Source organism: Kribbella jiaozuonensis (assembly GCF_005233875.1).
Lineage (GTDB): Bacteria > Actinomycetota > Actinomycetes > Propionibacteriales > Kribbellaceae > Kribbella > Kribbella jiaozuonensis.
This window is the reverse complement of sequence record NZ_SZPZ01000004.1, coordinates 38,777-62,176: the sequence shown is the minus strand read 5'-3', so window position 1 is coordinate 62,176 and position 23,400 is coordinate 38,777. Positions and strand designations below refer to the sequence as shown.

Below are 23,400 nucleotides of genomic sequence, written 5' to 3'. Positions count from 1 at the left end.
CTCCAGCGTGCGGTCCGGGCGAACCGGCGTACTAGCAATGGTCTGACGAGAATTTGTACTGTGTTGACGTGAGTCAGGTACTGCGGTTCGAGGCGCACGCGTTCGGGCGGCCGTACCACGCGGCGCGGGTGCGGATCCCGGCCCGCTCCCGCGACACCGAACTGCACACCCACGCGGACTTCCACGAGTTCATGGGCGTCGTGTCGGGCAGCGGCGAACACCTGCTGACCACCGGCGTCGAGCAGCTCCGCCCGGGTGACGTGGTCCTGGTCCGGCCGAGCGACCGGCACGCGGTCCGCGGCTCGACGCCCGACGGACTCGAGTTCGTCAACGTCGCCTTCCCGAGCTCGATCTGGCAAGGCTTCCTCGACCTGACCCGGACCGTGACGTGGTCGTCCCGCGGCCCGATCACGTTCCACCAACCGGCCGCGATCGCCGTCTTCGAACAGGCTTTGACCCGCTTCCAGGACAACCCGAGCTCCTACGACCTGGTCCGCTTCTGGATCGACCTGATGGAACTCCTCGCACCGGTCGACACCGCAGCCCCCGGCGTGCCGGACTGGCTGGCGCGAGCATGTACTGCGATGCGCGCCGAGCAGAACCTCCGCGGCGGTGTACCCCGGCTGCTCGAACTCGCCGGCGTCAGCCCCGCCCACCTGTCCCGCTCGATGCGCACTTCGTACGGCGTGACGCCGACCGCCTTCGTCACCGACCTCCGCCTCGAACACGCCGCATCCTTGCTGGCGGCAACCAACACCTCGATCGCCGCGATCGCCACCCGCTGCGGCTTCACCAGCCAGTCGTACTTCACCCGCACGTTCACCGCGGCGCACGACCTCCCGCCCCGCGACTTCCGCCGCCGCTCGCAGCGCGCGTTCGTGCCCTAGAGCGATTCCAGGTACGCGACGACGTCCGCCTGCTGACCCCAGTTCGCCCAGCCGAGTACGTCGGCGCCGAACCGCGGATCGGTCAACGTCAGATCCGCGCCGTGCTCGACGAGGAATCGCAGCGAATCCAGCTCGCCGGTCCCGGCCGCCACATGCGCGGCGGTGGCCCCGCTCTTGGTTCGCTCGCTGATGCCGAAGCCCAGGCCGGCCAACTGAGGCACGACCTCCCACCGCCGCGCCGCCGCTGCCTCGGCGAGCAGCGCCGGGCGCTCGGCCGGTGTGACCTCGCCGGCGAGGGCGTCCGCGAACGGGTCCTCGGCACGTACTCCGCGGTAGAAGTCGCGGACCGTGCCGACCTCGGCGCCGTGGTGGATGAGCTCATCGAGGATGTGCAGGGCGAACGAGCTGCCCGCGTGCTCGGCGTACGGTCCCGCGACCTCGCCCATCGGCCGGGCGAGGTCCTCGGGGCTGAGTGCGGCGAGGCGTCCACGCCAGACGGCGTACGCGTGATCCAGGGCGGCCAGAGCGTCAGCCGCGGATGCCGGTACAGGCGGCTGGCCGTCCTCGGCAAGAGGCTGGTGACCGAACCAGGTGGCGGTGCGATCCTCCTGGAGGATGTCGACGATGTGGGTGATCCGCCACGCCAGCGTGGTGAACGGCGCCGGCTCCGGAGCGAACGGGCTCCCGTCGGCGACGTACCCGGTCTCGGTCTTCCGGATCGACCAGCAGCCCTCGAACGGCTCCCAGAGGTATTCGTCGTCGGTCAGGCCCTCCACCCGGTCCCGCAGCCGCTGCCAAGCGAAGTCGGACAGGTCGAGGAGATCTTGCGAAAGCGTCGTCATGTGGCCACCGTAGGACGACCTGCGGACAGGATCGGTCCGCAGGTCGGGTAAGAATAGAAATTGATGGATACCGCAGCCCGGCTACTCCGCCTGCTGTCCCTGCTCCAGTCGCGCCCGCAATGGGACGGCGCCGAGCTGGCGGACAGGCTCGCCGTCACGCCCCGGACCGTACGGCGGGATGTCACCCGGCTGAGGTCCCTCGGGTACCCGGTCGAGGCCGAGGCCGGGATCGGCGGCGGGTACCGACTCGGTCCGGGCGGCCGGCTTCCGCCGCTGCTGCTGGAGGACGAGGAGGCCGTCGCGATCGCGGTCGGCCTGCGCGTCGCGACGACCACCACCGTGTCGGGCGTCGAGGAGGCCGCGATCTCGGCACTGGCCAAACTCCATCAGGTCCTGCCCGCGCGGCTCCAGGAGCGGGTCGCGGCCATCGGCGCGCACACCACCCAACTGCCACAGGGCGAGCTGCCACAGGTCGACGGCGAGGTGCTGGTCACCCTGGCTGCGGGCTGCCGTCATATCGAAGGGATCCGGTTCCGCTACCGCACTCACGACGGCAGCGAGTCCGAGCGCAGTGTCGAGCCGCTGCAGATCGTGCACACCGGGCGCCGCTGGTACCTCGTCGCGCGCGACCGCGATCGCCAGGCCTGGCGTACCTTCCGCGTCGACCGCATCACCGAGCCTGTCCTGACCGGCTCCCGCTACCGGTTCGAGGACCCGCCGGACCCGGTCGCACTAGTTGCCGAAGGCACCGGAGTCGCGCCGTGGGACATCGTCGGCCGGGTCCGCGTCCACGCCGATGCCGCCACGGTCGCCCGGATGATTCCGCCGAGCCAGGGCGTGGTCGATCCCATCGACGCGAACACCTGCGAGGTCCGCTTCGCGGCCAACGAGCTAGGACCCCTCGTCTCCGGGGTCATCCGCCTCTACTGGCCGTTCGAGATCCTCGACCCACCCGAACTCCGCGCGGCCGTCCACCGCCACGCCCGCAGGTTGCTGGACTCCTAGCTATCCGCCAGCGCCTTCCGGATCCGCTTCTCCGAGATCGGGTACGGCGTACCGAGCGTCTGCGCGAACAGGCTGATCCGCAGCTCCTCGAGCATCCATCGCACCTCGAGCAGCTCCGGGCTCGGGTACTTGCCGGTCGGCACCGCGCGCAGGCGCTTCTCGTACTCGTCGGTGAGCGTCTGGACGATGGCCATCCCGGAGCGGTCGCGCGCAGCGTTGGCGCTGAGCTTGTCCAGGCGCTGCTCCATCCCGCGCAGGTACCGCACCAGGTCCGGGAGCCGCTTGGCGCCGGTCTCGGTGATGAAGCCCGGATGGACCAGCCGTTCGAGCTGACCACGAACGTCGGACAACGCCACGATCAGCGCGGGGCTCGACGCCCGGGAGATCTGCTTGTCCACGGTCCGCGCATGCCCGAGCACCTGCTCGACCTGCTGCAGGATCGTCAGCACGGTGTCCGCGAGGTCCGACCGTACGGCGTCACGCAGGATCGCGAACGCCGTGAGGTTCCACGCCGGACCGCCCGCGGCCGTCATCAGCTGATCGACCGCCGCGCCGATCGCATCGTCGAGCAACTCGCCGACGTTGCGATGCGGACCCGCCATCAGCGTCATCTTCTGCTGATTGCTCAGGTGGCGCTGTACGACGTCGATCACCGACGGCATCGTCAGCAGCAGGAGTCGACGGGTGCCGGCCCACATTGCGGCGGCCTGATCGCGCTCGGTCTCCTGCAGGCGAATCGCGACAGTCTTGCCCTCATCGACGAGCGCGGGGTAGCCGGCGACCGTCAGGCCGTTGCGGCGTTCGGAGAAGCTGCGCGGCAGGTCGCCGAAGGTCCAGTCCGTCAGGCCGGACTTCTCCAGTCCGCTGACCGCCTTCGACGCGACCTGCGAGATCGCAGCCGTCGTCTTCGGCTTCAGCTTCTCCTTCAGCTTGGCAAGGTCCTTGCTCTCAGCAACAGTCTTGCGCTTGTCGTCCTCGACCCGGAAGGTCATCCGCAGGTGCTCCGGCACGCGGCTCCAGTCCCAGTCGCTCGGCTCGATCACGACACCGCGCAGCTCCCGCAGCGCGCGAGCCATCGCATCGGTCAGCGGTCCGGACGCCGGGTCGAGCTCGGGAAGGATCTGCCGGGCGTGGTCCGGTGCCGGCACGATGTTGCGCCGGATCGCCTTCGGCAAGGACTTGATCAGGGTGGTGACCAGCTCCTCGCGGAAGCCGGGCACGCTCCACTCGAACCCGTCTGCCGTGACTTGGTTCAGCACGAGCAGCGGGATGTGGACTGTCACACCGTCGGCGTCCGTACCCGGCTCGAACGCGTAGGTCAGGTCGAAGGTCATCCCGTTCTGCATCCAGTGCAGCGGGAACTCCTCCTCCCGGACCTCGGCGCCCTCGCGGACGACGAGCGACCGCTCGAAGTCCAGCAGGTCGTGGTCGCGTTGCCGGGCGGTCTTCCACCAGGTGTCGAAGTGCCGTCCGGTGACAACCTCCGGGCCGATCCGCTCGTCGTAGAACGCGAACAGCGTCTCGTCGTCGACCAGCAGGTCGCGCCGCCGGGTCCGCTCCTCGAGCTCCTCGACTTCCTCGATCAGCTTGCGGTTCTCGTGGAAGAACTTGTGGTGCGTGTCCCAGTCGCCCTCGACCAGCGCGTGCCGGATGAACAGCTCGCGCGACACCTCCGGGTCGACCTTGCCGTAGTTCACCTTCCGGCGCGCGACGATCGGTACGCCGTACAGCGTGACCTTCTCGTACGCCATCACGGCGCCGGCTTTGCGTTCCCAGTGCGGCTCGGAGTACGACCGCTTGATCAGGTGCGGAGCGAGATCCTCGGCCCACTCGGGCTCGATCTTCGCGTTCACCCGGGCCCAGAGGCGCGAGGTCTCGACGAGCTCGGCGGCCATCACGAACTGCGGTGGCTTCTTGAACAGGCCGGAGCCGGGGAAGATCGCGAACTTGGTGCCGCGGGCACCGAGGTACTGGTGCTGGTTGGCCGGGTCCTTCATGCCGAGGTGGCTGAGCAGGCCGGACATCAGCGAGATGTGCACGCTCTGCGGGTCGGCCGGCTCACCGCTGTTGAGCTTGACGCCGATCTGGGACGCGACCTGGCGGAGCTGCGCGTAGATGTCCTGCCACTCGCGGACGCGGAGATAGTTCAGGTACTCGCTGCGGCACATCCGGCGGAACTGGTTGCCGGACAGCTCCTTCTGCTGCTTCTTCAGGTAGCCCCAGAGATTCAGGTACCCGAGGAAGTCGCTGTTCGGGTCGCGGAACCTGGCGTGGGACTGGGTGGCCTGCGCCTCGGCGTCGGTTGGACGCTCGCGCGGGTCCTGGATCGAGAGCGCGGCCGCGATGACCATCACCTCGCGGACGCAGGCGTGTTTGTCGGCCTCGACGATCATCCGGGCCAGCCGCGGGTCGAGCGGGATCTGCGCGAGCTGGCGGCCGATCGGGGTGAGCCGGCCGCCCTTCGGGGTGTCGATCGCGCCGAGCTCGGTGAGGAGCTGCAGGCCGTCGGCGATGCTGCGCTTGTCCGGCTCGTCGATGAACGGGAACGCGGCGATGTCGCCGAGGCCGATCGCGGTCATCTGCAGGATGACGGACGCGAGGTTGGTGCGGAGGATCTCGGGGTCGGTGAACTCCGGGCGGTTGGTGAAGTCCTCTTCGGAGTACAGGCGGATGGCGATGCCGTCACTGGTGCGGCCGCTGCGGCCCTTGCGCTGGTTGGCGCTGGCCTGCGAGACCGGTTCGATCGGCAGGTGCTGGACCTTGGTGCGGTGGCTGTAGCGCGAGATGCGCGCCGTACCGGGGTCGATGACGTACTTGATGCCGGGGACGGTCAGCGAGGTTTCGGCGACGTTGGTCGCGAGCACGATCCGGCGGTTCGAGTGGGACTGGAAGACGCGATGCTGCTCGGCGTTCGAGAGCCTGGCGTAGAGCGGCAGGATCTCCGTCGTACGCCGTTCGCCGCGGAACTTGTCGTTGAGCGCGTCGGCGGTGTCGCGGATCTCCCGCTCGCCGCTGAGGAACACCAGGATGTCGCCGTCCGCCTCGTACTCGAGCTCGTCGACGGCGTCGAGGATCGCCTGGGTCTGGTCGCGGTCGATCGTGCTCGGGTCCTCGGGGTCGTTGACCGGGCGGTACCGCACCTCGACCGGGTAGGTCCGGCCGGACACCTCGACGATCGGCGCCGGGTTGCCCTGCGCGTCGGCGAAATGCGCGGCGAACCGCTCCGGGTCGATGGTCGCCGACGTGATGATGACCTTGAGGTCGGGACGGCGGGGGAGGAGCCGCTTGAGGTAGCCGAGGATGAAGTCGATGTTGAGGCTGCGCTCGTGCGCCTCGTCGATGATGAGGGTGTCGTAGCGGGTGAGGTCGCGGTCGCGCTGGAGTTCGTTGAGCAGGATCCCGTCGGTCATCAGCTTGACCAGCGAGTGCTCGCTGACCTTGTCGGTGAACCGCACGGCAAAACCGATCGTCTCGCCGAGCTCGGTTCCGAGCTCCTCGGCAATCCGCTCGGCGACTGTGCGCGCGGCGAGCCGGCGGGGCTGGGTGTGACCGATCATGCCGTGGATGCCGCGACCCAGCTCGAGACAGATCTTCGGGATCTGGGTCGTCTTCCCCGACCCGGTCTCACCCGCGACCACCACGACCTGGTTGTCCCGGATCGCCGCCGCAATCTCATCCTTCAGCTGACTGACCGGCAACTCTTCCGGGTAGGTAATCTCCGGCACGGCATTTCGCCGCACCTCGACCCTGCGCTCAGCCTGCTCGATGGCGCCGATCACACCCTGCAGCGCCTGCTCCCGCTTACGGGCTTCCTTCGTGGTCCGAACCCGCTCCAACCGCTTCCCAAGATGCTCGCGGTCGTAAGCCGTGAGGTCATCCAGCCGCGCAACAACCTCCGCCAAACTCACCCCGTCTTCGGTGGAGGAGGCGCTGGACCCGCCGCCGCTGCGGCGGCGGGCGGAGGCGTCTGCGCCGGACGGGGCGGTGCCGGACGGCGACCCAGGAGTCGCGCCGGGGATGGGGCCTCTCCGGCCCTGGGCGCCGCGTCGGCGGCGGCGGTTGGGCTGGGGGTCGGAGGGGGCTGGGGATGGACTCGGGGACTCGGTCCGGGCATCAGGCATAACCAGTCCAGTTTAGGCGGCCGGGCCCAGCGCCTCATCCGGATTACGGGAGGTGGGTTGCGAGGGTCTTCAGGGCTGCTACCTGGTCGGGGATCGGGGTGTTGATCAGGTTGAGATCCCAGTCGACCCGGGTGATGCCTTCATCCGCAGCCCGCCGCAGGTCGTCGAGGATCGTGTCGGGGGTGAACCCGACCGGACCCTGCAGCATCGGATGCGGTTTCATCGGCCCGGCGCGGAGGATGATCGGCCCGGAACCACCCGCCTCGTGGTACCACCTGATCGCCGCGCACGTGGACTCCCAATCACGATGCGCCAGCGTGAGCCCGTCCGCGATCCGAGCAGCCCGCTCGATCGCCGGCCGCGCCACACCACCGCCGTACAGCGTCAACGGCACCACCGGCTTGGGCCCGAGCGTCGCCATCGGCACGGTGTAGTGCGCACCGCTGAACGACACCGGATCAGGCCCCCAGCAAGCCCGCAGTACGGCGACCGACTCCTCGAACGCCGCAACCCGCCCACGCTCCGGCACGCCCGCAGCGACGAACTCCTCAGACAACCAGCCAAGTGCGATCCCCAGATCCATCCGCCCGCCGGAGAGCTGATCGATCGTCGCCACCCGCCGCGCCAGCACCACCGGCTGCTGGAACAACGGCACGAGTACGGCGGTGTGCAACCGCACCCGCTCCGTCCGCGCCGCGACGTACGTCAGCGTCTCCAACGCGTCGTACGCCGACTGCCGCGGCAACCCGGCGTGGTTCACCCAATCCGGCGCCGCCGGCACCAGCAGCCGCTCGAAGACCGACACCGCCGCGAATCCGAGCTCGTCAGCGGCCGTCGCGATCTCGACCACCGCGTCCGGCCCGCGCAGCCCGACCACCGGCAGCCCGACGCCAACCTCCGGATATGACATCCACGGTTCCTTCCGCTCCAGGGCACCCCGAAGGCGCCCGTTCACCCGTGGGTCGGAGCGGGGACCGGAACCTTGCGGTCAGTCGTGCGGCGAAGGCACCTTGACCGCGAGAACCGGAACCGGCGACTCGAGCAGCACCCGCTGAGCGGTGCTGCCGAGGATCAGCTTGCCGACGGGGGAGCGGCGCCGCAGACCGAGCACGATCAGCCCGACGTCCTCAGCGGCGGCCGCTTTCAGCAGCGCGCCGGCCACGTCGCCTTCGGTGACGGCCTGCTGGATCGTCACCTCGACACCGTGCGCACGCAGCTTCGCCTCGGCGGCGGCCAACTCGTCGGCGTTGGCGTAGCGCGCGTCGATATAGGAGTCGCCGCGGCTGGTGTTCAGGAGCAGGACCGACGCGCCGCGCAGCTCGGCCTCGGTCGCCGCGGCGGTCAGCGCCGCCTCACCTTCGGGCGATGGTACGTATCCGACGAGAATCTTCACGGCACCCACTCTCCCATCAATCGCCGTCGCCGAAGGTCAGGCGGTTAAGGTCAAGCGCATGGTTGAACTGCAGGTGGTCCTCCCGGACGAGTCGGCAGCGATGCCGCCCGAGCGACTCGTCGAGCTGGCCGTGGCCGCCGAAGAGCTCGGCTACGGTACGGCGTGGTTGCCCGATCATCTGCTTCCGCCGCGCGAGTTCGGCTCGACGTACGGCGGTGTGTACGAGCCGCTCGTGACGATCGGGTACCTCGCGGCGCGCACGACCCGGATCCGGTTCGGTACGTCTGTGCTGGTGCTGCCGATGCGGAGCGCGTTCGTTGTCGCCAAGCAGGCCGCGACACTGCATCGGTTGTCGGGCGAACGCGTCGTACTCGGGCTCGGTGCGGGTTGGGCTCGCGAGGAGTTTGCCGCGGTCGGCGTCCCGTTCGAGGAGCGTGGACGGCGTACGGACTCGTCCCTCGAGATCATTCGCGACCTGTTCGAGGGGCGCGATCGCGGTGGCGTGTTCGAGCCGAGGCTGCGCGCGCCGTTGCCGATCATGGTCGGCGGTACGACAACGCCGGCGCTGCGGCGGGCGGCCCGGTTCGGCGATGAATGGCAGGGGCTCGGGCTGGACGGCGCCGGGTTCAGCGCGGCGGTCGCGCGGCTGCGGTCCTTCGGCGAGCGGACGGTGAAGGTCGGCACCCGGCTCGACTGGTCCGGCGGCGATCCGTCACCAGTCGTTGCAATGGCCCATGAGCTTGTCGAAGCCGGGGCCGAGACAGTCGCGGTGTCGTTCGGGGACGAGCGGGACGCGTTCGAGCGGATGACGCGGTTCTACGGCCTGTTCACGGCGGGCTGAGTTTGCTGCGGAGGACCTTGCCGGTGGCGTTGCGCGGGAACTCGTCGAGGATGACGATCTGGCGCGGGGTCTTGTAGCGCGCCAGGTTCGCCTTCACGTGCGCGATCAGCTCGTCCTCGGTCGCGGGCTCCCGCAGTACGACGTAGGCGACCAGCCGCTGACCGAAGTCGTCGTCGGGTACGCCGGCGACGACTGCCTCGGCGACCGCGGGATGTGCGGCGAGGCATCCCTCGACCTCGACCGGGTACACGTTCTCGCCGCCGGAGACGATCATGTCGTCCTCACGCCCGTCGACGAACAGCCGGCCGGCGCTGTCGAGATGACCGAGATCGCCGGTGCTCATCCGCCCGTCGACCACGGTCTTGCTCGAACCGTCGGAGTAGCCGCCGAACACCAGCCCGCCGCCCGCGAAGATCCGTCCGGTCGTGCCGGTCGGCACCACCTGGTCCTGCTCGTCGAGGATCCGGATCGAGCTGCCAAGACACGGACGACCGACAGTCCCGGGCGCGTCGAGCAGGTCGGCGGAGTTCGCGATCGTGGCGATACCGACCTCGCTCGACCCGTACGCGTCACACAGCACCGGCCCGAACCGCTCGATGAACCGCTCAGCCAGCGGCACACCAAGCTGCGACGCCCCGGAGATCACCGCCCGCAAAGAACGCAGGTCGTACTCCGCGATCGCCGTCGGCCCGAGCTCCAGCAACCGCCGCAACATCACCGGTACGGCGACCACCGCACCGGCCCGCGTCTTCTCAACATCCGCCAGCAACGTCGCCGCGTCGAACTTCGGCCGCAACACCAACGGCGCCCCGAGGAACAACGCCAGCATCGACGTCAGCAGCCCGAGCCCATGGAACAACGGCGGCCCGATGATCACAGGCTCACCAGACCGCACCCCGAACCGACTGAGCGCACTGGCCGTCAACCCAGCCAACCCCACCGCAGTAGGCACCCGGGGCGCCGCCTTTGGTGCCCCGGTAGTCCCTGAGGTGAGGATAGTGATGTGTCCCGCAGTTGAAGGCGCGGCGGCGCCCACCGCCCGGCTGTCAGCCAGCTCGTCCAGCGTCGCCACCCCACTCCCGCCCGAGGTCGAGAGGATCGCGGTGACGCCGGCCGGCGGCGTGAACTCTTCGTCGTGGACCAGCAGGTCTGGCCGGTGCCGCTCCAGGACCGCCTCCAGCTGAGGCGCAGCGAACTCCGTGTTCACGAACAGGACGTCCGCACCGATCCGGGACGCCGCCAGTGTCGCTTCGAGGAAGCCGATGTGATTCCGGCAGAGCACCGCGACCTTGCTACCGGCAACGATGTCGTACTGCGCGTGCATGCCCGCGGCAATCCGCTCACAGCGGCGATCCAGCTCGGCGTACGTCAGCTGACTGTCGCCCGAGATGACCGCCGCCCGATCCGGCCACCGGATCGCCGCGATCACCCCCAGCGCCGCCATCGACTGACCCCAGGTCCGCAGCGCACGCTCGATCCGCACCAACTGCGCCGGCCCCGCCGACCGCCACACGCCCGACCTGACGAGCGCCAGAGAGACCTCACCGACCTCGGCCGCACCCTGCATCAACCACTCGGGCGGCCGGATCGGACCGATCGGCCGGATCGTCCTCATCGCTTCTTCCCGCCTCCGGTACGCCGGAAATACTGCTCCAACAACCGGTCCGTCGGCACCCGCAACAAGTTGCCCACGGCATCAGCCGGCCGGACGAACGGCGGCGTGATGTTGTGCGGCCGCTCGGCCACCGCCGTACACACCTGATCGGCAGCCTGCTCCGGCGTCAGCCCCGGCATCTTGTTCAGCAGCGGCGTCGGTTCACTCATCCGCGTATGCACCAGCCCCATGTAGACGGTCGACGTAGTCACCCCGTCCCCACGAACCTCCTGCGCTACACACCGCAGCCACACATCAAACGCACTCTTCGACGCGAGGTACGCCGACCACCGCGCCATCGGCGGCGTCCGCACCCCGGCCGTCGACACGTTCACGATGTGCCCGGACCGACGCTCGCGCATCGACGGAAGCAGTTCGAGCACGAGTTTCGCCGGGCCGAGGTAGTTGATCGCGTTGGTCCGCTCGATGTCGTGGAACCGCTGGTACGTGTCGGCAACCGACCGCCGGATCGACTTGCCTGCGTTGCTCACCAGTACGTCGACCCGCCCGTGCTCGGCCAGCACCGTCCGCACGAGCACCTCGACCGCGCCCGGATCGGCAAGGTTCGCCGGATGCACGTACGCCGACCCGCCACCCGCCCGGATCTCGTCCGCGACAACCTGCAGCTGCTCCTCGGTCCGCGCCACCAGCAACACCGTCGCCCCGGCCGCCGCCAGCCGTCGCGCGGTCGCCTCGCCGATCCCGTAGGACGAACCGGTCACCAGGATTACCTTGTCGCGCACGGCCGCGGTCAACCGCTCGTCCGAGATCCGGGTCCGCCCGTTGGTCAGCGCAACAAGCAACGGCCAGCCGAACGGTCGCTTCCCAGTCATGCCGCCGACATTACCCGCTGGTAGCCATGCGCGGGAGCCCCTAGCTGACTCTTTGCAACCAGTCCCTGACCAGCACGCCGAGCAACTCCGGCTGCTCGATCTGCAGGTTGTGCCCGGCGATGTCGAGCACGGCGAACGTCGCGCGCGGGTAGTGGGGGAGCAGCTCGTACCAGTCCTCGTACCCGGTGACCGCGTCCTGCCGCCCACACAACACCAAGGTCGGTCGCGTGTAGATCGGACCGCTCTCCGGAGCCGTCGACAGCGCCCAGTTCTCCTGGATCCGATCCATCGCCGCCAGGTCCGCGACGGCCAGACCGGGCGCGACGTCGGCGCGATAGGCAGCCAGCGCGGCGGCGGTCTGCACGACCGCGAGCTCGGTGAAGTCCTCACCATCGCTCAGCGATTCGAGCACGCCCGGCTCGGTTCGCAGTACGACGTGCTCGGGCACCTTCCGGTCCTTGTGCCAGAGCGTGCCGGTCGGACAGATCAGGCCCATGCCCAGGATCTGCTCGGGGCGCTCGGCGACGAGACCGCGGGAGAGGTACCCGCCGTACGACTCGCCCATCAGCAGGAACGGCTCGTCGCCGATCTGCTCGTCGATGAACTCCCGCACCGCCGCCATGATTCCGTCGGAGCTGTCGATGTCACCGGCCGGGCTCTGCCCCATCGCGGGCAGGTCGGGATAGATCCGGCGGTATCCGGTCAGTTGGCTGAAGATCGGTTCGAGGCAGCCGGTCATCAGCCGGTGGTCCGGAGTCCAGCCGTGCAACGCCAGAACCGGAACGCCGTCGCCGAAGGCCACATGGTGCAGAGTCATGAAAGACGTTTTAGCAATCGCTGCCGACAGTTCTAGAGTCGCCCCATGGCCCGTCGCTCAGCACTGCCCCCGATTCCCGACTTCGCCGTACTCCGTTCCCGCCTCGACCGTGCCCGCGAGGCGGCGGCCGGCACCGGCCTGGTGATCGCGCCGGGCTCGGATCTGCGCTACCTGATCGGTCAGCCGGGCGGCTCGTTCGAGCGGCTCACCGCGCTGCTGATCCCCGCGGACGGCACCCCGGCACTCGTCGTACCGAAGCTCGAAGCACCCGGGTTCGTCGGCCTGGAGGACCTCGGAGTCGACGTCATCACGTGGGTGGACGGAGTTGATCCGTACAACCTCGCCGCCGAGCGCATGAGTGCCCCGGAGCGGGTTGCGGTCAGCGACTTCACGCCGGCGCTCCATGTGCTGGCGATCCGCGACGCGTTGCCGAAGGCCGAGCAGGTGCTGGCCGGGCCGATCGTCCGGGAGCTTCGGATGCGCAAGGACGCGGCCGAGATCGAGGCCCTGCGGAAGGCGGGCGCGGCGATCGATCGCGTGCACGCCCAAGTGGGCGAGTGGTTGCGTGCTGGGCGGACCGAGGCGGAGGTCGGCGCCGATATCGCCGCCGCGATCGTCGAGGAGGGCCACACCGAGGCGGACTTCGTGATCGTCGCGAGCGGTCCGAACGGCGCCAGCCCGCACCACGCGCTGTCCGAGCGAGTCATCGAGGCGGGCGACGTGGTGGTCGTCGACATCGGCGGACCCGTTGCCGAGGGCTACAACTCGGACTCGACCCGCACGTACGCCGTCGGCACGCCGCGGGACGCCGATGTCGCCGCGACGTACGCCGTACTGCAGGAAGCCCAGCAGGCTGCGGTCGATGCGGTTCGGCCGGGCGCGACAGCGGAGTCGATCGACGCGGCGGCGCGGGACGTGATCGCTGCTGCCGGATTCGGTGAGTACTTCATCCACCGGACCGGGCACGGGATCGGGCTGGATGTGCACGAGGAGCCGTACATCGTGGCGGGCAACGACCTGCCGCTCGAGGCGGGGATGGCGTTCAGCGTCGAGCCGGGTATCTACCAGCCGGGCCGGTGGGGTGCGCGGATCGAGGACATCGTCGTGGTCACCGCGGACGGTGGCGAGTCGATGAACAACCAGCCGCACGACCTCGTGGTGGTCTGAGGTTCAGCCTGCCCGGAAGGTCTTGCGGTAGGCCAGCGGCGAGACGCCGAGCTCGGAGCGAAGGTGGTGGCGCAGCGACGCGGCGGTCCCGAGACCTGCCTCGTGGGCGACACGGTCGACAGACAGATCGGTCGTCTCCAGCAGGTTGCAGGCGTGCCGCACGCGTTGCTGCAGCAGCCAGGTGCCGGGTGACTGGCCGGTTTCAGCCTTGAAGCGTCGGCTGAACGTACGCACGCTCATCTGCGCGTTGGCTGCCATCGCCCCCAGGCTGATGTCCTCGCTGAGTCGTGCGAGCGCCCACGCCCGCGTCGGCGACGTACCTTCGGTGCCTTCTGCCGGGATGGCGTGCTCGATGAACTGCGACTGCCCGCCGTCCCGCCACGGCGGTACGACGCAGTGCCGGGCGGCCCGGTTCGCGACCTCGCTGCCGAAGTCGCGGCGGATCAGGTGCAGGCAGAGGTCCACGCCCGCGGCGAGCCCGGCCGAGGTGAGGATGTCGCCGTCGTCGATGAACAGCTTGTCCTCGTCGAGCTGCACCCGCGGGTAGACGCTGCGGAACAACTCGGCCCGCTCCCAGTGCGTCGTCGCGGGCCGGCCGTCCAGGTAGCCCGCCGCGCCGAGCACGAAGGCGCCCGTACAGATCGAGGCGATCCGGGTGCCCGGGCGGATCGTCGCCAGCGCGGCGGCCAGGTCGTCGGGCAGTGTGCCGTCGTACCGCGGCTGGTGGATGTAGGTGCCGGGGACGATCACCGTGTCTGCTTCGGCCAGCGCCTCGGGTCCGTAGTCGGGGACGAGGTTGAACCCGGCTCCCGCGCGGACGGGGCCGCCGAGGCCGCAGATGCGGACGTCGTACAACTGGGTGCCATCGGCCTTGGTCGCAGCGCCCAGGACTGTCGGCGGGATGGTCAGGTCGAACCCGACCACCGGCTCCAGGGCGAGGACGGCGACCACGTGCGGACCTACCGAGGTCAGGTGACGAGGACTCATGGCCGTATCTTGACACATGTTGTCCATCTGGCCACTAGTTCGATGGCAGTCGAACCCGCACCCTTGATCGGGTGACGCAGATTCTCGAGACGAAGAAGACGCCGCGGGTGCATCTTGCCTGGGCAGTCGCCGTGGTGGGGTTCGTGACCTTGATCGGTGCGGCCGGGTTCCGCTCGGTGCCCAGCGTGCTGCTCGATCCGCTGCACGAGGAGTTCGGGTGGTCGCACGCGACCATCTCCTCGGCAGTGTCGATCAACCTGCTGCTGTACGGCGGCATCTCGCCGTTCGCCGCCGCGCTGATGGATCGACTCGGTCTGCGCAAGGTCGTCAGCGGCGCGCTGGTACTGATCGCGCTGGGCAGCGGTCTGACTGTCTTCATGACGTCGTCGTGGCAGCTGCTGCTCTGCTGGGGTCTGCTGGTCGGCGTAGGCACCGGATCGATGTCGATGACGTTCGTGGCGACGATCACCGGGCGCTGGTTTGTCCACCGCCGCGGACTGGTCACCGGGATCCTCACGGCGGCCGGTGCGACCGGCCAGCTCATCTTCCTGCCGCTGATCGCGACCCTGGCAGCGCACCACGGCTGGCGGGTGCCCGCGCTGGTGGCAGCCGGTGCTGCGTTGGCCGTCGTACCGCTGGTGCTGCTGTTCCTGCGCGACTACCCGAGCGACGTCGGGCTCAGGGCGTACGGCGCTCCGGAGGGCAGCACTGCAGGACAGCGGGTCGAGACGACTGGAAGCAGTGCCGTGCGAGCGGTACGTGCACTGGGGATGGCTGTACGGCGGCCCGCGTTCTGGCTGCTCGCCGGAGGGTTCGCGATCTGTGGCGCGTCGACGAACGGTCTGGTCGGCACGCACTTCGTGACGGCCGCGCACGACCACGGCATGCCTGCGACGACCGCTGCGTCGTTGCTGGCGCTGGTGGGCTTGTTCGACGTGGGCGGGACGATCTTCTCGGGCTATCTGACCGACCGCTGGGACCCGCGGTTCCTGCTGATCGCCTACTACTCGCTGCGTGGACTGTCGCTGCTGGTACTGCCGTCGCTGCTCGGGCCGACCGCCGCACCGAGCACCTGGGTCTTCATCATCTTCTACGGACTGGACTGGGTGGCGACGGTGCCGCCGACCGTGGCGCTGTGCCGGGAGTGGTTCGGACAGGACGGGCCGATCGTGTTCGGCTGGGTGTTCGCGTCGCACCAGGTCGGGGCTGCGCTGGCGGCGACCGGTGCCGGTTGGATCCGGGACGCGCAGGGAAGCTACAACCTCGCCTGGTACCTGGCCGGCGGACTGTGCGCGGCGGCCGCGCTGATGTCAGCGAGCATCGGACGGCGACTCGTTACTGCATGACCCTGTCCGCTAGCCTCGATTTAAGTTGAGGTTGGAGGGATGGGCGATGGACATCGAGCCTGGTGAGCTGACGGTCGGGCAGCTGTCGGAACGCAGCGGCGTTGCGATCTCTGCGCTGCACTTCTACGAGCGCCAGGGCTTGATCCTGAGCCGCCGTACGTCGGGGAACCAGCGCCGGTACAAGCGGGACACGTTGCGCCGGGTGGCGCTGGTCCGGATCGCCCAGCGGGTCGGCGTACCGCTCGCGGAGGTCGCCGCAATCCTCAAGCTGCTGCCGGAGAACCGGACGCCGACGCGGGCCGACTGGGAGCGCATCTCGGAGTGCTGGCAGGCGGAGCTCGATCGTCGGATCCTGCATCTCGAGCAGCTCCGGGACGACTTCAAGGACTGCGTCGGCTGCGGCTGCCTGTCGCTCGATCGCTGCGCCTTGGCCAACCCGTACGACGCGTTGGCCGCGAAGGGGCCGGGACCGCGCCGCCTGATGGACAACGAGGGCGAGCCGTGTCATCCGGGGAAGTGCGCCTGACGTTATCCACAGCTCCGGGGTCGGGCTCAGCGGGCTGGGGGTGGGGGCGTCTAGGGTTCGAGCATGGCTGAGACCGATGGACCGCTTGCTCTGACCGACGACCGCGCGAAGGTCGCCGGCGATGTGATTCGTGCGATCGCCGGTGATGACGCTCGGCTGCGCGCGGATCAGGAGACCGCGGTGGCGGCGCTGTGCGAGCCGGCTGCGCGGGTGCTCGTCGTGCAGGCGACCGGATGGGGCAAGTCAGCCGTGTATTGGGCGGCGACCGCGATCAGACGATCGGAGGGCGCCGGTCCGACGCTGGTGGTCTCGCCGCTGCTGTCGTTGATGCGTGATCAGGTCGCGGCCGCGAGCCGGGCAGGGTTGCGCGCGGCGACGCTGAACTCGAACAACATCGACGCATGGTCAGGTATCGAGCAGGACCTGCGGTCGGGCGCGATCGACGTGCTGCTGGTTTCGCCGGAGCGGCTGGCCAACCCGGGGTTCGGGCGGCGGGTGCTCGATGGGCTGGCTGGGCAGGTCGGCCTGCTGGTGATCGACGAGGCGCACGCGGTGTCGGACTGGGGGCACGACTTCCGGCCGGACTATCGGAGGGTGTCCGACGTACTGCAGCAGCTCAACCCGAAGACTCCCGTGCTTGCGACGACAGCCACGGCCAACTCGCGGGTGACTGACGACGTGGCGAAGCAGCTGGGGGAGTCGACCCTTGTACTGCGTGGGCCGCTGGCGCGGGCGAGTCTTCAACTCGCGGTGGTGGACAAGCTGTCGCCGCTGGATCGGTTTGCCTGGGTCGTGGATCAGCTGCCGAAGTTGCCGGGGTCCGGGATCGTGTACGCGTTGACCGTCGCGGATGCGCAGCGGCTGGCATCGGTGGTTCAAGAGGTGCACGGTCGAGATGTGCCGGTCGCGGCGTACACGGGTCAGTTGGAGGCGGGGGAGCGGGAGGGCCTCGAGGACGCGTTGCGGGCGAACCAGCTGAAGGCGTTGATCGCGACCTCGGCGTTGGGGATGGGGTACGACAAGCCGGACCTTGGGTTCGTGGTGCACGTGGGGTCACCGCCCTCGCCGGTGTCGTACTACCAGCAGGTCGGTCGTGCAGGGCGCGGGATCGACCATGCTGTGGTTGCCTTGCTGCCGTCCGATGCTGATTCGGGTGTGTGGGACTACTTCGCGACGGCGACGATTCCGGTGCCGGAGAACGTGCAGCGGCTGCTCCGGGCGTTGGAGGGGTACGGTCCGGACGAGCCGGCAACCGCGCCGGCGCTCGAGGCGGAGACCGGTCTGCGGCGTACTCGCGTCGAGTTGATGTTGAAGCAGCTGGCTGTGGACGGAGCGGTCGACCGAGTCGAGCGAGGCTGGGTGCGGACCGGGGCGGACTGGAGCTTCGACGCCGAGCACTACGACGGGATCGTGTCCGTACGGCGCCGCGAGGCGGACATCATGCGCGCCTACACGCGCGGTGATCGTTGCTTGATGCAACTTCTCCAGGAGTCGCTGGACGACCCGTCGGCGGAGCCGTGCGGGCGGTGCTCGGTGTGCCTGAGGGAGTTGCCGCCACCGCTGGAGTCGCGGCCCGATCCGGAGACGGTGGCGACAATCGTCCGGTTGCTGCGCGGCGAGGTCCACGTGCTGGAGCCGCGGAAGATGTGGCCGGGCGGTGCGTTCGGAGCCCGCGGGAAGATCCCGCCCGCGCTGTCGGCCGAGCCCGGCCGCATCATCGTGTACGCCGACGCACCGGAGTGGCGTGAAGTGGTTCAGGGTGCATTCGGCGGATCGCCGTTGCCTGACGCGGTGGAGACGCTGAAGTCCGGTGCGGTCGCGGCGCTGTCACGCTGGCGCGGGTCGTGGTCGGCGCGCCCGGATGTCGTCGTGCCGCTGGCCGCTGGAGGTTATGGCGAGCTCACGTCCGCGATCGCCGATCATGTGGCCGGCGTCGGCCGGCTGGACCGGGCCGAGCTGACGATCGACCGGACCGGCTACACCGACGACCTGTCCTCGGCGGAGGAAGCCAGAGTCTGGCGCGACGGTGTCCAGGTCGACCAGGCCACCGCTCAAGCCATCACAGCCCGGACGGTCCTCCTGCTGGTCGACTCCACCTCATCCCAGTGGCCGGTGACCGTAGCCGCGGCCAAACTTCGAGAGGCCGGCGCGGCCGCGGTCCTGCCTCTCGTCATCCACAAACGCCCTTGATCAACGGACGGGGGCGAGTTCCAAGAAGGACTTCAGGTCGGAGATGACTGCCGGCCAGCCGTCCTGAATCATGGTTCGCAGCACGCTGTCGGGCTCGAAGCCGCTGTGGACGACGGTCAGCTTCACCTTGTCGTCCACCGGCTCCAGCTCGAACGTCGCGGTCGACAGCGGCTCGCGGCTGATCTGCTCGTACACGTCGGCCGGCAGTTCGACGGCCTTGGCGAACTCCGGCGTGATGTGGTGCCAGGCATACGACAACCGGGTGTACGGCGTGTGCTCGAGCACGACCTGCCCCGGGCCGGTCATCGAGACGTCGCCCATGTGCCAGACCATCTCGGAGCCGGGCTTCCAGTCGGTCTCGTGGGACAGGTTCCAGTACTGCGCGGTGAACTTCGGCTCGGTCAGCGCCTGCCAGAGCCGCTCCGGCGTGGTCTTGATGTAGGTCGTGTAGACGAAGTCGTTGTCGCTCATGGGTTCGGCCTCCAAAGCCGTCTTGAGATCGGCGAACAGCTGCGCCCGCCGTCGGTCGTACTGGGTGATCCAGCGGTCGGCGATCGCGTTGATCGGCTCGGCGTTGAGGTAGTGGAGCTTCTCGCGCCCGCGCCACATCGTGGTGACGAGGTTCGCGGTCTCCAGGATCGCGAGGTGCTTGCTGACCGACTGCCGCGCCATCTCCAGTCCGGCGCAGAGCTCGCGCAGGGTCTGGCCGTTACGGGCGTTGAGCATGTCGAGCAGCTGCCGCCGGCTCGGGTCGGCCAGCGCACGGAACACCTCGTCGTCCATTCCGCCTCCCGATTGATCATGCAGCCGTCTGGCTGCGTGACAAAGATAGGCAGCCGAATGGCTGCATGTCAAGGGAACTCGATTGACGCAGCAGTGAGGATGGATGGGTGGACATCACGAGCCTGGGCTACCGCACCGACCTGTTGCTGCTGGAGCTGGGCGGAAGCATCTTCCGCGACACCGGCGAGTACGTCGTCGTGCGGACGCCGGCCAATCCCGGCTTCTGGTGGGGGAACTTCCTGCTGTACCGCACGCCGTTCGCGCCGGACGACGCCAAGATCCGCGTCGACGACTTCCGCCGTGAGTTCCCGGACGCGGAACATGTTGCCCTCGGCATCGACAGCGTGGACGGCGAGATCGGCGCCGAGGACGAGGTGAAGGCCGCCGGTCTCACGATCGACCGGAGCGTGGTGATGACCGCCGACCGGGTCGTCCCGCCGCCGCGGCCGAACACCGAGTCGACGTACCGGTTCCTGGACAGCGACGACGACTGGGCGCAGCTGTTCAACCTGAGCCTCGCCACCGCGGACATGACGGTCGACGCCGCGTACGAGGACTTCACCCGGCGCAAGCAGGCGACGCAGCGTGAGCTGGTCGCTGCCGGCCACGGGAAGTGGTTCGGTGCGTTCGAGGGTGATCGGCTGCAGAGCTCGATGGGGTTGATGTTCGACGGCAAGGGCGTTGCGCGGTTCCAGACCGTGCAGACGTCGCCCGAGGACCGCGGTCGTGGTCTGGCCGGAACGCTCGTCCACCACGTGTCGACGTACGGGCTGACCGAGGGCGGTGCGCGGACGCTGGTGATGGTCGCGGATCCGGACTACCTCGCGGTCCGCATCTATCGCTCGGTCGGATTCGAGGACACCGAGACCCAGCTCCAGTTCGCCCGGCCGCCTGCGTGACGGCGGCAGCTCCGTGACAGATGCCGGCTCCGTGACAGAGTAGGACGCATGACTGACGGACGTGGAGTCGTGCTGGTCACCGGTGGGAGTCGCGGAATCGGCGCGGCTGCGTCAGTTGCCCTCGCAGCCGACGGCTGGGACGTCGGCGTCAACTACCGAACGCAGGCCGACGAGGCCGCCCGGGTCGTGAAGGCGTGCGAGGAGCTCGGCCGGCGCGCGATGGCCGTACAGGCCGATGTCGTCGAGGCGGATCAGATCGAGCGACTCTTCGACACCGTGACCGCCGAGCTCGGTCCGATCGGTGCGGTGATCAACAACGCCGGCGTCGTGTCGCCCGGCGGCCGCGTCGCGGAGTACGACGCTGAGCGCCTCGACCGGGTGTTCCGGATCAACTCGATCAGCGCGTTCCTCGTCGCGGGCGCGGCGGTCCGTCGGATGTCCACGGCGTACGGCGGCGCCGGGGGAGTGATCGTCAACGTCTCGTCCCGCGCAGCGATGCTCGGATCGGCCGGCGAGTACGTCGACTACGCCGCGAGCAAGGCCGCGGTCGACGCTCTGACGACCGGCCTGGGCAACGAGGTCGCGAAGGAAGGCATTCGCGTGCTGGGCGTGCGTCCCGGCCTGATCGAGACCGACATCCATGAGGCGGGGCGGTTGGATCGACTCGGTGCGACACCTCCGCTGGCCCGTCCCGGCAAGGCGGAGGAGGTCGCGGAGGTGATCGCGTTCCTCGCCTCGGAGCGCTCGTCGTATATGACCGGAACGACGGTCGACGTCTCCGGCGGCCGGTGAGCCATGGGGCTCCGGCCGGTTGACTTGGCGCGCCGGGCCGGGGTGTCGACGCAGCTCGTCCGCAACTACGAGGCAGCCGGGATCCTGCCACCGGCGCCGCGGTCCGACACCGGGTACCGGCAGTACGGACCGGAGCATGTGTCGGCGCTGCTCACGTATCGCGCGCTCGCACCCGGCTTCGGTGCGGAGACCGCGACCGAGATCATGCGCGCAGTCCACGACGGCGACGAACCGCATGCCTACAGATTGGTCGACGCAGCCCACGCCGCGCTGCACGAGCAGCGACTCGCGACCGACGCCGCGAGTGAGGCCCTCGCCGCGCTGGCTGCCGAGAACGTGGACGAACTCACCGGTCCGTCCCTGCTCGTCGGAGAACTGGCGCACCGCCTCGGCATCCGTACCTCGGCGCTCCGGGTCTGGGAGGCGGCCGGTCTGCTGGCGCCCGCGCGAGAGCCTGGCACCAAGTACCGCAGATACGGCCCCGAGCAGGTTCGCGATGCACGGATCATCCACATGCTCCGCCAAGGCCGGTACTACTTCGAGCAGATCAAGCCGGTCCTCGACGGCTTACGGAGGACCGGCAGTACCGACGCCCTGCGGACCGCGATCGCCGAGCGCCGAGCAGCCCACGACCGCCAAACCAAGGCGATGCTGTCCGGCACTGCGCTGCTGCATCAACTGATCAATCAGGGACAGCCAGCCGGGTCGGCGCCGACCGTCCCCGCACCGTGATCTGCTCGGTGGTCCGCCACTGATCGGCCTCCGCCGGCGCTGACTGCTCGACCGCGGCCATCGAGGCGATCAACCGGCCCGGCGCAGCCTTCGCCAGCTCGCTCAGCCGCGCTGCCTCGTTCACCGGATCGCCGATCACGGTGTACTCGTGCCGCCGTACGTCGCCGACCGTGCCGGCGACCACGATCCCGGCCGTCACGCCGATCCCGGCGATTGCCTCCGGCAACTCCTCGTCCAGCCGACGGGCCAGCTCGCGCCCGGCGCACAACGCGCTGCCGGCCGGATCCGCCAGCTCGGCCGGCGCCCCGAAGATCGCCAGCGCCGCATCGCCGGCGAACTTGTTCACGAACCCGCCCTGCCGGTCCACCTCGTCGACCACGATCGCGAAGAACCGGTTGAGCAGCTGCACGACCTCGGTCGGCGCGCGGTTCATCGCCAGCTCGGTCGACCCGACCAGGTCGACGAACAGCACCGCGACGTACCGCTCCTCGCCGCCGAGCCGGTCGCTACTGAGCGCCTCCTGGACGACCCCGGGTCCGACGTACCGGCCGAAGACGTCGCGGATCCGCTCGCGATCCCGCAGGCCTTCGGCCATCCGGTTGAACCCGGCCTGCAGCGAACCCAGCTCGGTGCCGTCGAAGACCGGGATGCTCACGTCGAGCCGCCCTTCACCGATCAGACTCAACGCGTCCCGCACCGACCGGACCGGGGCCACGACCGACTTCGCCGACAGCATCGTCAGCAGCCAGCCGTTGCCGAGCGCCACGATGCCCAAGGCAAGGATCACGACCGACAACCGGGTCGAGGTGACATCGCCCTCGATCAGCGCGAGTACGGCGGCCAGCATCAGCCCGGCCACCGGTACGGCGGAGCCGACCGCCCAGAAGAACACCGTCCGCGCCTTCAAGCCAGCTGCGAGCAGCCGTCGCGGCGGCGACGAGTCGGCCAGCGCTCGCGCCGCGACCGGGCGGAGCGCGAACTCGGTCAGCAGGTACGACACCGAGCAGGTGATGATCGCACCGTCGATGACCGTGAGGGCGACGCGGAGCGCATTCTCCGGCTGCATGATCACTGTCATCACGGTGAAGATCACCGCGGCGACCAGCCAGAGCAGCACCTCGATGAGCGTGAGCCGCAGCGGCAGCTGCAACGTGGCGATCTGCTCCCGGCGCGTGGCCGGTCGCTCAAGCTCCACCCAGCGCGTCACTCGACGGGTCAGCCGCATGCTCCAGACGCATCCGACCGCGATCGCGAGGACGAAGTACGCCGGGATGATGATCGCGTCGGCGAGCTGGAGCCGATCGATCAGCGACGGGCCGGGCAGCACGTAGACCGCGAGGACGAACACGACCAGGGCCCCGATCAGGTTGGTGCCGATCGAGAACGTGGTCATCAGGATCTGCAGGCGGACCCGCAGCCGCCGCGTGCTCTGGTCGGCCGGGCCGAGCAGCCAGGATCCGAACGGGCGCCTTTTCAGCACCAGATCCGGACTTCCCTGGGTCATCATGGTCACAGTCTGCTAGGTGGCACCCCCATTCTTGCAACTGGTGTCAGGACCGAACCATGGTTTTGGCACGTTGGTGCG

At 69.2% G+C, this 23,400-nt stretch carries 20 protein-coding genes; 10 read left to right on the top strand and 10 right to left on the bottom strand.

Going from position 1 to position 23,400, the window contains the following annotated elements:
- Nucleotides 1–68: 68 nt before the first annotated feature.
- Nucleotides 69–887: a helix-turn-helix transcriptional regulator gene (locus FDA38_RS26345; RefSeq protein ID WP_137256829.1), complete on the top strand. Its 819-nt coding sequence runs from the start codon at nucleotides 69–71 to the stop codon at nucleotides 885–887.
- Here FDA38_RS26345 and FDA38_RS26340 read toward each other — a convergent pair.
- A complete protein-coding gene (locus FDA38_RS26340) occupies nucleotides 884–1,729 on the bottom strand; it encodes a DinB family protein (RefSeq protein ID WP_137256828.1) in 846 nt (281 codons plus the stop codon). The two genes, FDA38_RS26345 and FDA38_RS26340, sit on opposite strands and share 4 nt — an antisense overlap.
- Nucleotides 1,730–1,792: 63 nt before the next feature.
- Here FDA38_RS26340 and FDA38_RS26335 point away from each other — a divergent pair, with 63 nt between their 5' ends.
- Complete coding sequence (locus tag FDA38_RS26335; protein WP_233714951.1) at nucleotides 1,793–2,734, top strand: helix-turn-helix transcriptional regulator; 942 nt, start codon at nucleotides 1,793–1,795, stop codon at nucleotides 2,732–2,734.
- Here FDA38_RS26335 and hrpA read toward each other — a convergent pair.
- The 3 genes from hrpA to FDA38_RS26320 all read right to left on the bottom strand — a co-directional run bounded on the left by hrpA (nucleotide 2,731) and on the right by FDA38_RS26320 (nucleotide 8,248).
- Nucleotides 2,731–6,642 (bottom strand): ATP-dependent RNA helicase HrpA, encoded by a 3,912-nt coding sequence (gene hrpA, locus FDA38_RS26330; protein ID WP_137256826.1) that lies wholly within the window; start codon nucleotides 6,640–6,642, stop codon nucleotides 2,731–2,733. The genes FDA38_RS26335 and hrpA overlap by 4 nt on opposite strands.
- A gap of 256 nt (nucleotides 6,643–6,898) precedes the next feature.
- Nucleotides 6,899–7,765, bottom strand: coding sequence for a TIGR03619 family F420-dependent LLM class oxidoreductase (locus FDA38_RS26325; protein ID WP_137256825.1), 867 nt, complete (start codon nucleotides 7,763–7,765; stop codon nucleotides 6,899–6,901).
- A gap of 78 nt (nucleotides 7,766–7,843) precedes the next feature.
- Complete coding sequence (locus tag FDA38_RS26320; RefSeq protein ID WP_137256824.1) at nucleotides 7,844–8,248, bottom strand: universal stress protein; 405 nt, start codon at nucleotides 8,246–8,248, stop codon at nucleotides 7,844–7,846.
- 58 nt (nucleotides 8,249–8,306) lie between these two features.
- On the opposite strand from FDA38_RS26320, the gene FDA38_RS26315 reads away from it, so the two are divergent.
- Nucleotides 8,307–9,089 (top strand): LLM class flavin-dependent oxidoreductase, encoded by a 783-nt coding sequence (locus FDA38_RS26315; protein WP_137256823.1) that lies wholly within the window; start codon nucleotides 8,307–8,309, stop codon nucleotides 9,087–9,089.
- Here the strand turns inward: FDA38_RS26315 and FDA38_RS26310 are convergent.
- From FDA38_RS26310 to FDA38_RS26300, 3 genes are read right to left on the bottom strand one after another with little or no spacing between them, the layout of a single operon-like run.
- Nucleotides 9,076–10,704, bottom strand: coding sequence for an AMP-binding protein (locus tag FDA38_RS26310; protein ID WP_233714950.1), 1,629 nt, complete (start codon nucleotides 10,702–10,704; stop codon nucleotides 9,076–9,078). The two genes, FDA38_RS26315 and FDA38_RS26310, sit on opposite strands and share 14 nt — an antisense overlap.
- Entirely contained in the window at nucleotides 10,701–11,576 is an 876-nt protein-coding gene (locus tag FDA38_RS26305) for an SDR family NAD(P)-dependent oxidoreductase (RefSeq protein ID WP_137256822.1), read from the bottom strand. The genes FDA38_RS26310 and FDA38_RS26305 overlap by 4 nt, the downstream gene beginning before the upstream one ends.
- Nucleotides 11,577–11,616: 40 nt before the next feature.
- Nucleotides 11,617–12,393: an alpha/beta fold hydrolase gene (locus FDA38_RS26300; RefSeq protein ID WP_137256821.1), complete on the bottom strand. Its 777-nt coding sequence runs from the start codon at nucleotides 12,391–12,393 to the stop codon at nucleotides 11,617–11,619.
- A gap of 45 nt (nucleotides 12,394–12,438) precedes the next feature.
- Here FDA38_RS26300 and FDA38_RS26295 point away from each other — a divergent pair, with 45 nt between their 5' ends.
- Nucleotides 12,439–13,560 carry a M24 family metallopeptidase gene (locus FDA38_RS26295; RefSeq protein WP_137256820.1) on the top strand — a complete coding sequence of 374 codons (1,122 nt, stop codon included), beginning with the start codon at nucleotides 12,439–12,441 and terminating at the stop codon, nucleotides 13,558–13,560.
- 3 nt (nucleotides 13,561–13,563) lie between these two features.
- On the opposite strand, the gene FDA38_RS26290 is transcribed toward FDA38_RS26295, so the two are convergent.
- Complete coding sequence (locus FDA38_RS26290) at nucleotides 13,564–14,547, bottom strand: GlxA family transcriptional regulator (RefSeq protein WP_137256819.1); 984 nt, start codon at nucleotides 14,545–14,547, stop codon at nucleotides 13,564–13,566.
- Between the two features lie 71 nt (nucleotides 14,548–14,618).
- Between FDA38_RS26290 and FDA38_RS26285 the strand changes: the two genes are divergently transcribed.
- The 3 genes from FDA38_RS26285 (at nucleotide 14,619) to FDA38_RS26275 (ending at nucleotide 18,609) form a co-directional block, all read left to right on the top strand.
- Nucleotides 14,619–15,893, top strand: a complete 1,275-nt coding sequence (locus FDA38_RS26285) for an MFS transporter (RefSeq protein ID WP_233714949.1) — start codon at nucleotides 14,619–14,621, stop codon at nucleotides 15,891–15,893.
- Between the two features lie 46 nt (nucleotides 15,894–15,939).
- Nucleotides 15,940–16,419 (top strand): redox-sensitive transcriptional activator SoxR, encoded by a 480-nt coding sequence (soxR, locus tag FDA38_RS26280; protein ID WP_137256818.1) that lies wholly within the window; start codon nucleotides 15,940–15,942, stop codon nucleotides 16,417–16,419.
- A 63-nt stretch (nucleotides 16,420–16,482) separates the two neighbouring features.
- The gene (locus FDA38_RS26275) at nucleotides 16,483–18,609 is read left to right on the top strand and encodes a RecQ family ATP-dependent DNA helicase (protein ID WP_137256817.1); all 2,127 of its coding nucleotides are present in this window, start codon (nucleotides 16,483–16,485) and stop codon (nucleotides 18,607–18,609) included.
- On the opposite strand, the gene FDA38_RS26270 is transcribed toward FDA38_RS26275, so the two are convergent.
- Entirely contained in the window at nucleotides 18,610–19,392 is a 783-nt protein-coding gene (locus FDA38_RS26270) for an ArsR/SmtB family transcription factor (protein WP_137256816.1), read from the bottom strand.
- 107 nt (nucleotides 19,393–19,499) lie between these two features.
- Between FDA38_RS26270 and FDA38_RS26265 the strand changes: the two genes are divergently transcribed.
- From FDA38_RS26265 to FDA38_RS26255, 3 genes are read left to right on the top strand one after another with little or no spacing between them, the layout of a single operon-like run.
- Nucleotides 19,500–20,291: a GNAT family N-acetyltransferase gene (locus FDA38_RS26265; RefSeq protein ID WP_137256815.1), complete on the top strand. Its 792-nt coding sequence runs from the start codon at nucleotides 19,500–19,502 to the stop codon at nucleotides 20,289–20,291.
- Between the two features lie 48 nt (nucleotides 20,292–20,339).
- A complete protein-coding gene (locus FDA38_RS26260) occupies nucleotides 20,340–21,083 on the top strand; it encodes an SDR family oxidoreductase (RefSeq protein ID WP_137256814.1) in 744 nt (247 codons plus the stop codon).
- Between the two features lie 3 nt (nucleotides 21,084–21,086).
- Entirely contained in the window at nucleotides 21,087–21,815 is a 729-nt protein-coding gene (locus FDA38_RS26255; RefSeq protein WP_137256813.1) for a TioE family transcriptional regulator, read from the top strand.
- Here FDA38_RS26255 and FDA38_RS26250 read toward each other — a convergent pair.
- A complete protein-coding gene (locus FDA38_RS26250; protein ID WP_137256812.1) occupies nucleotides 21,766–23,322 on the bottom strand; it encodes an adenylate/guanylate cyclase domain-containing protein in 1,557 nt (518 codons plus the stop codon). The two genes, FDA38_RS26255 and FDA38_RS26250, sit on opposite strands and share 50 nt — an antisense overlap.
- Between the last annotated feature and the right edge of the window lie 78 nt (nucleotides 23,323–23,400).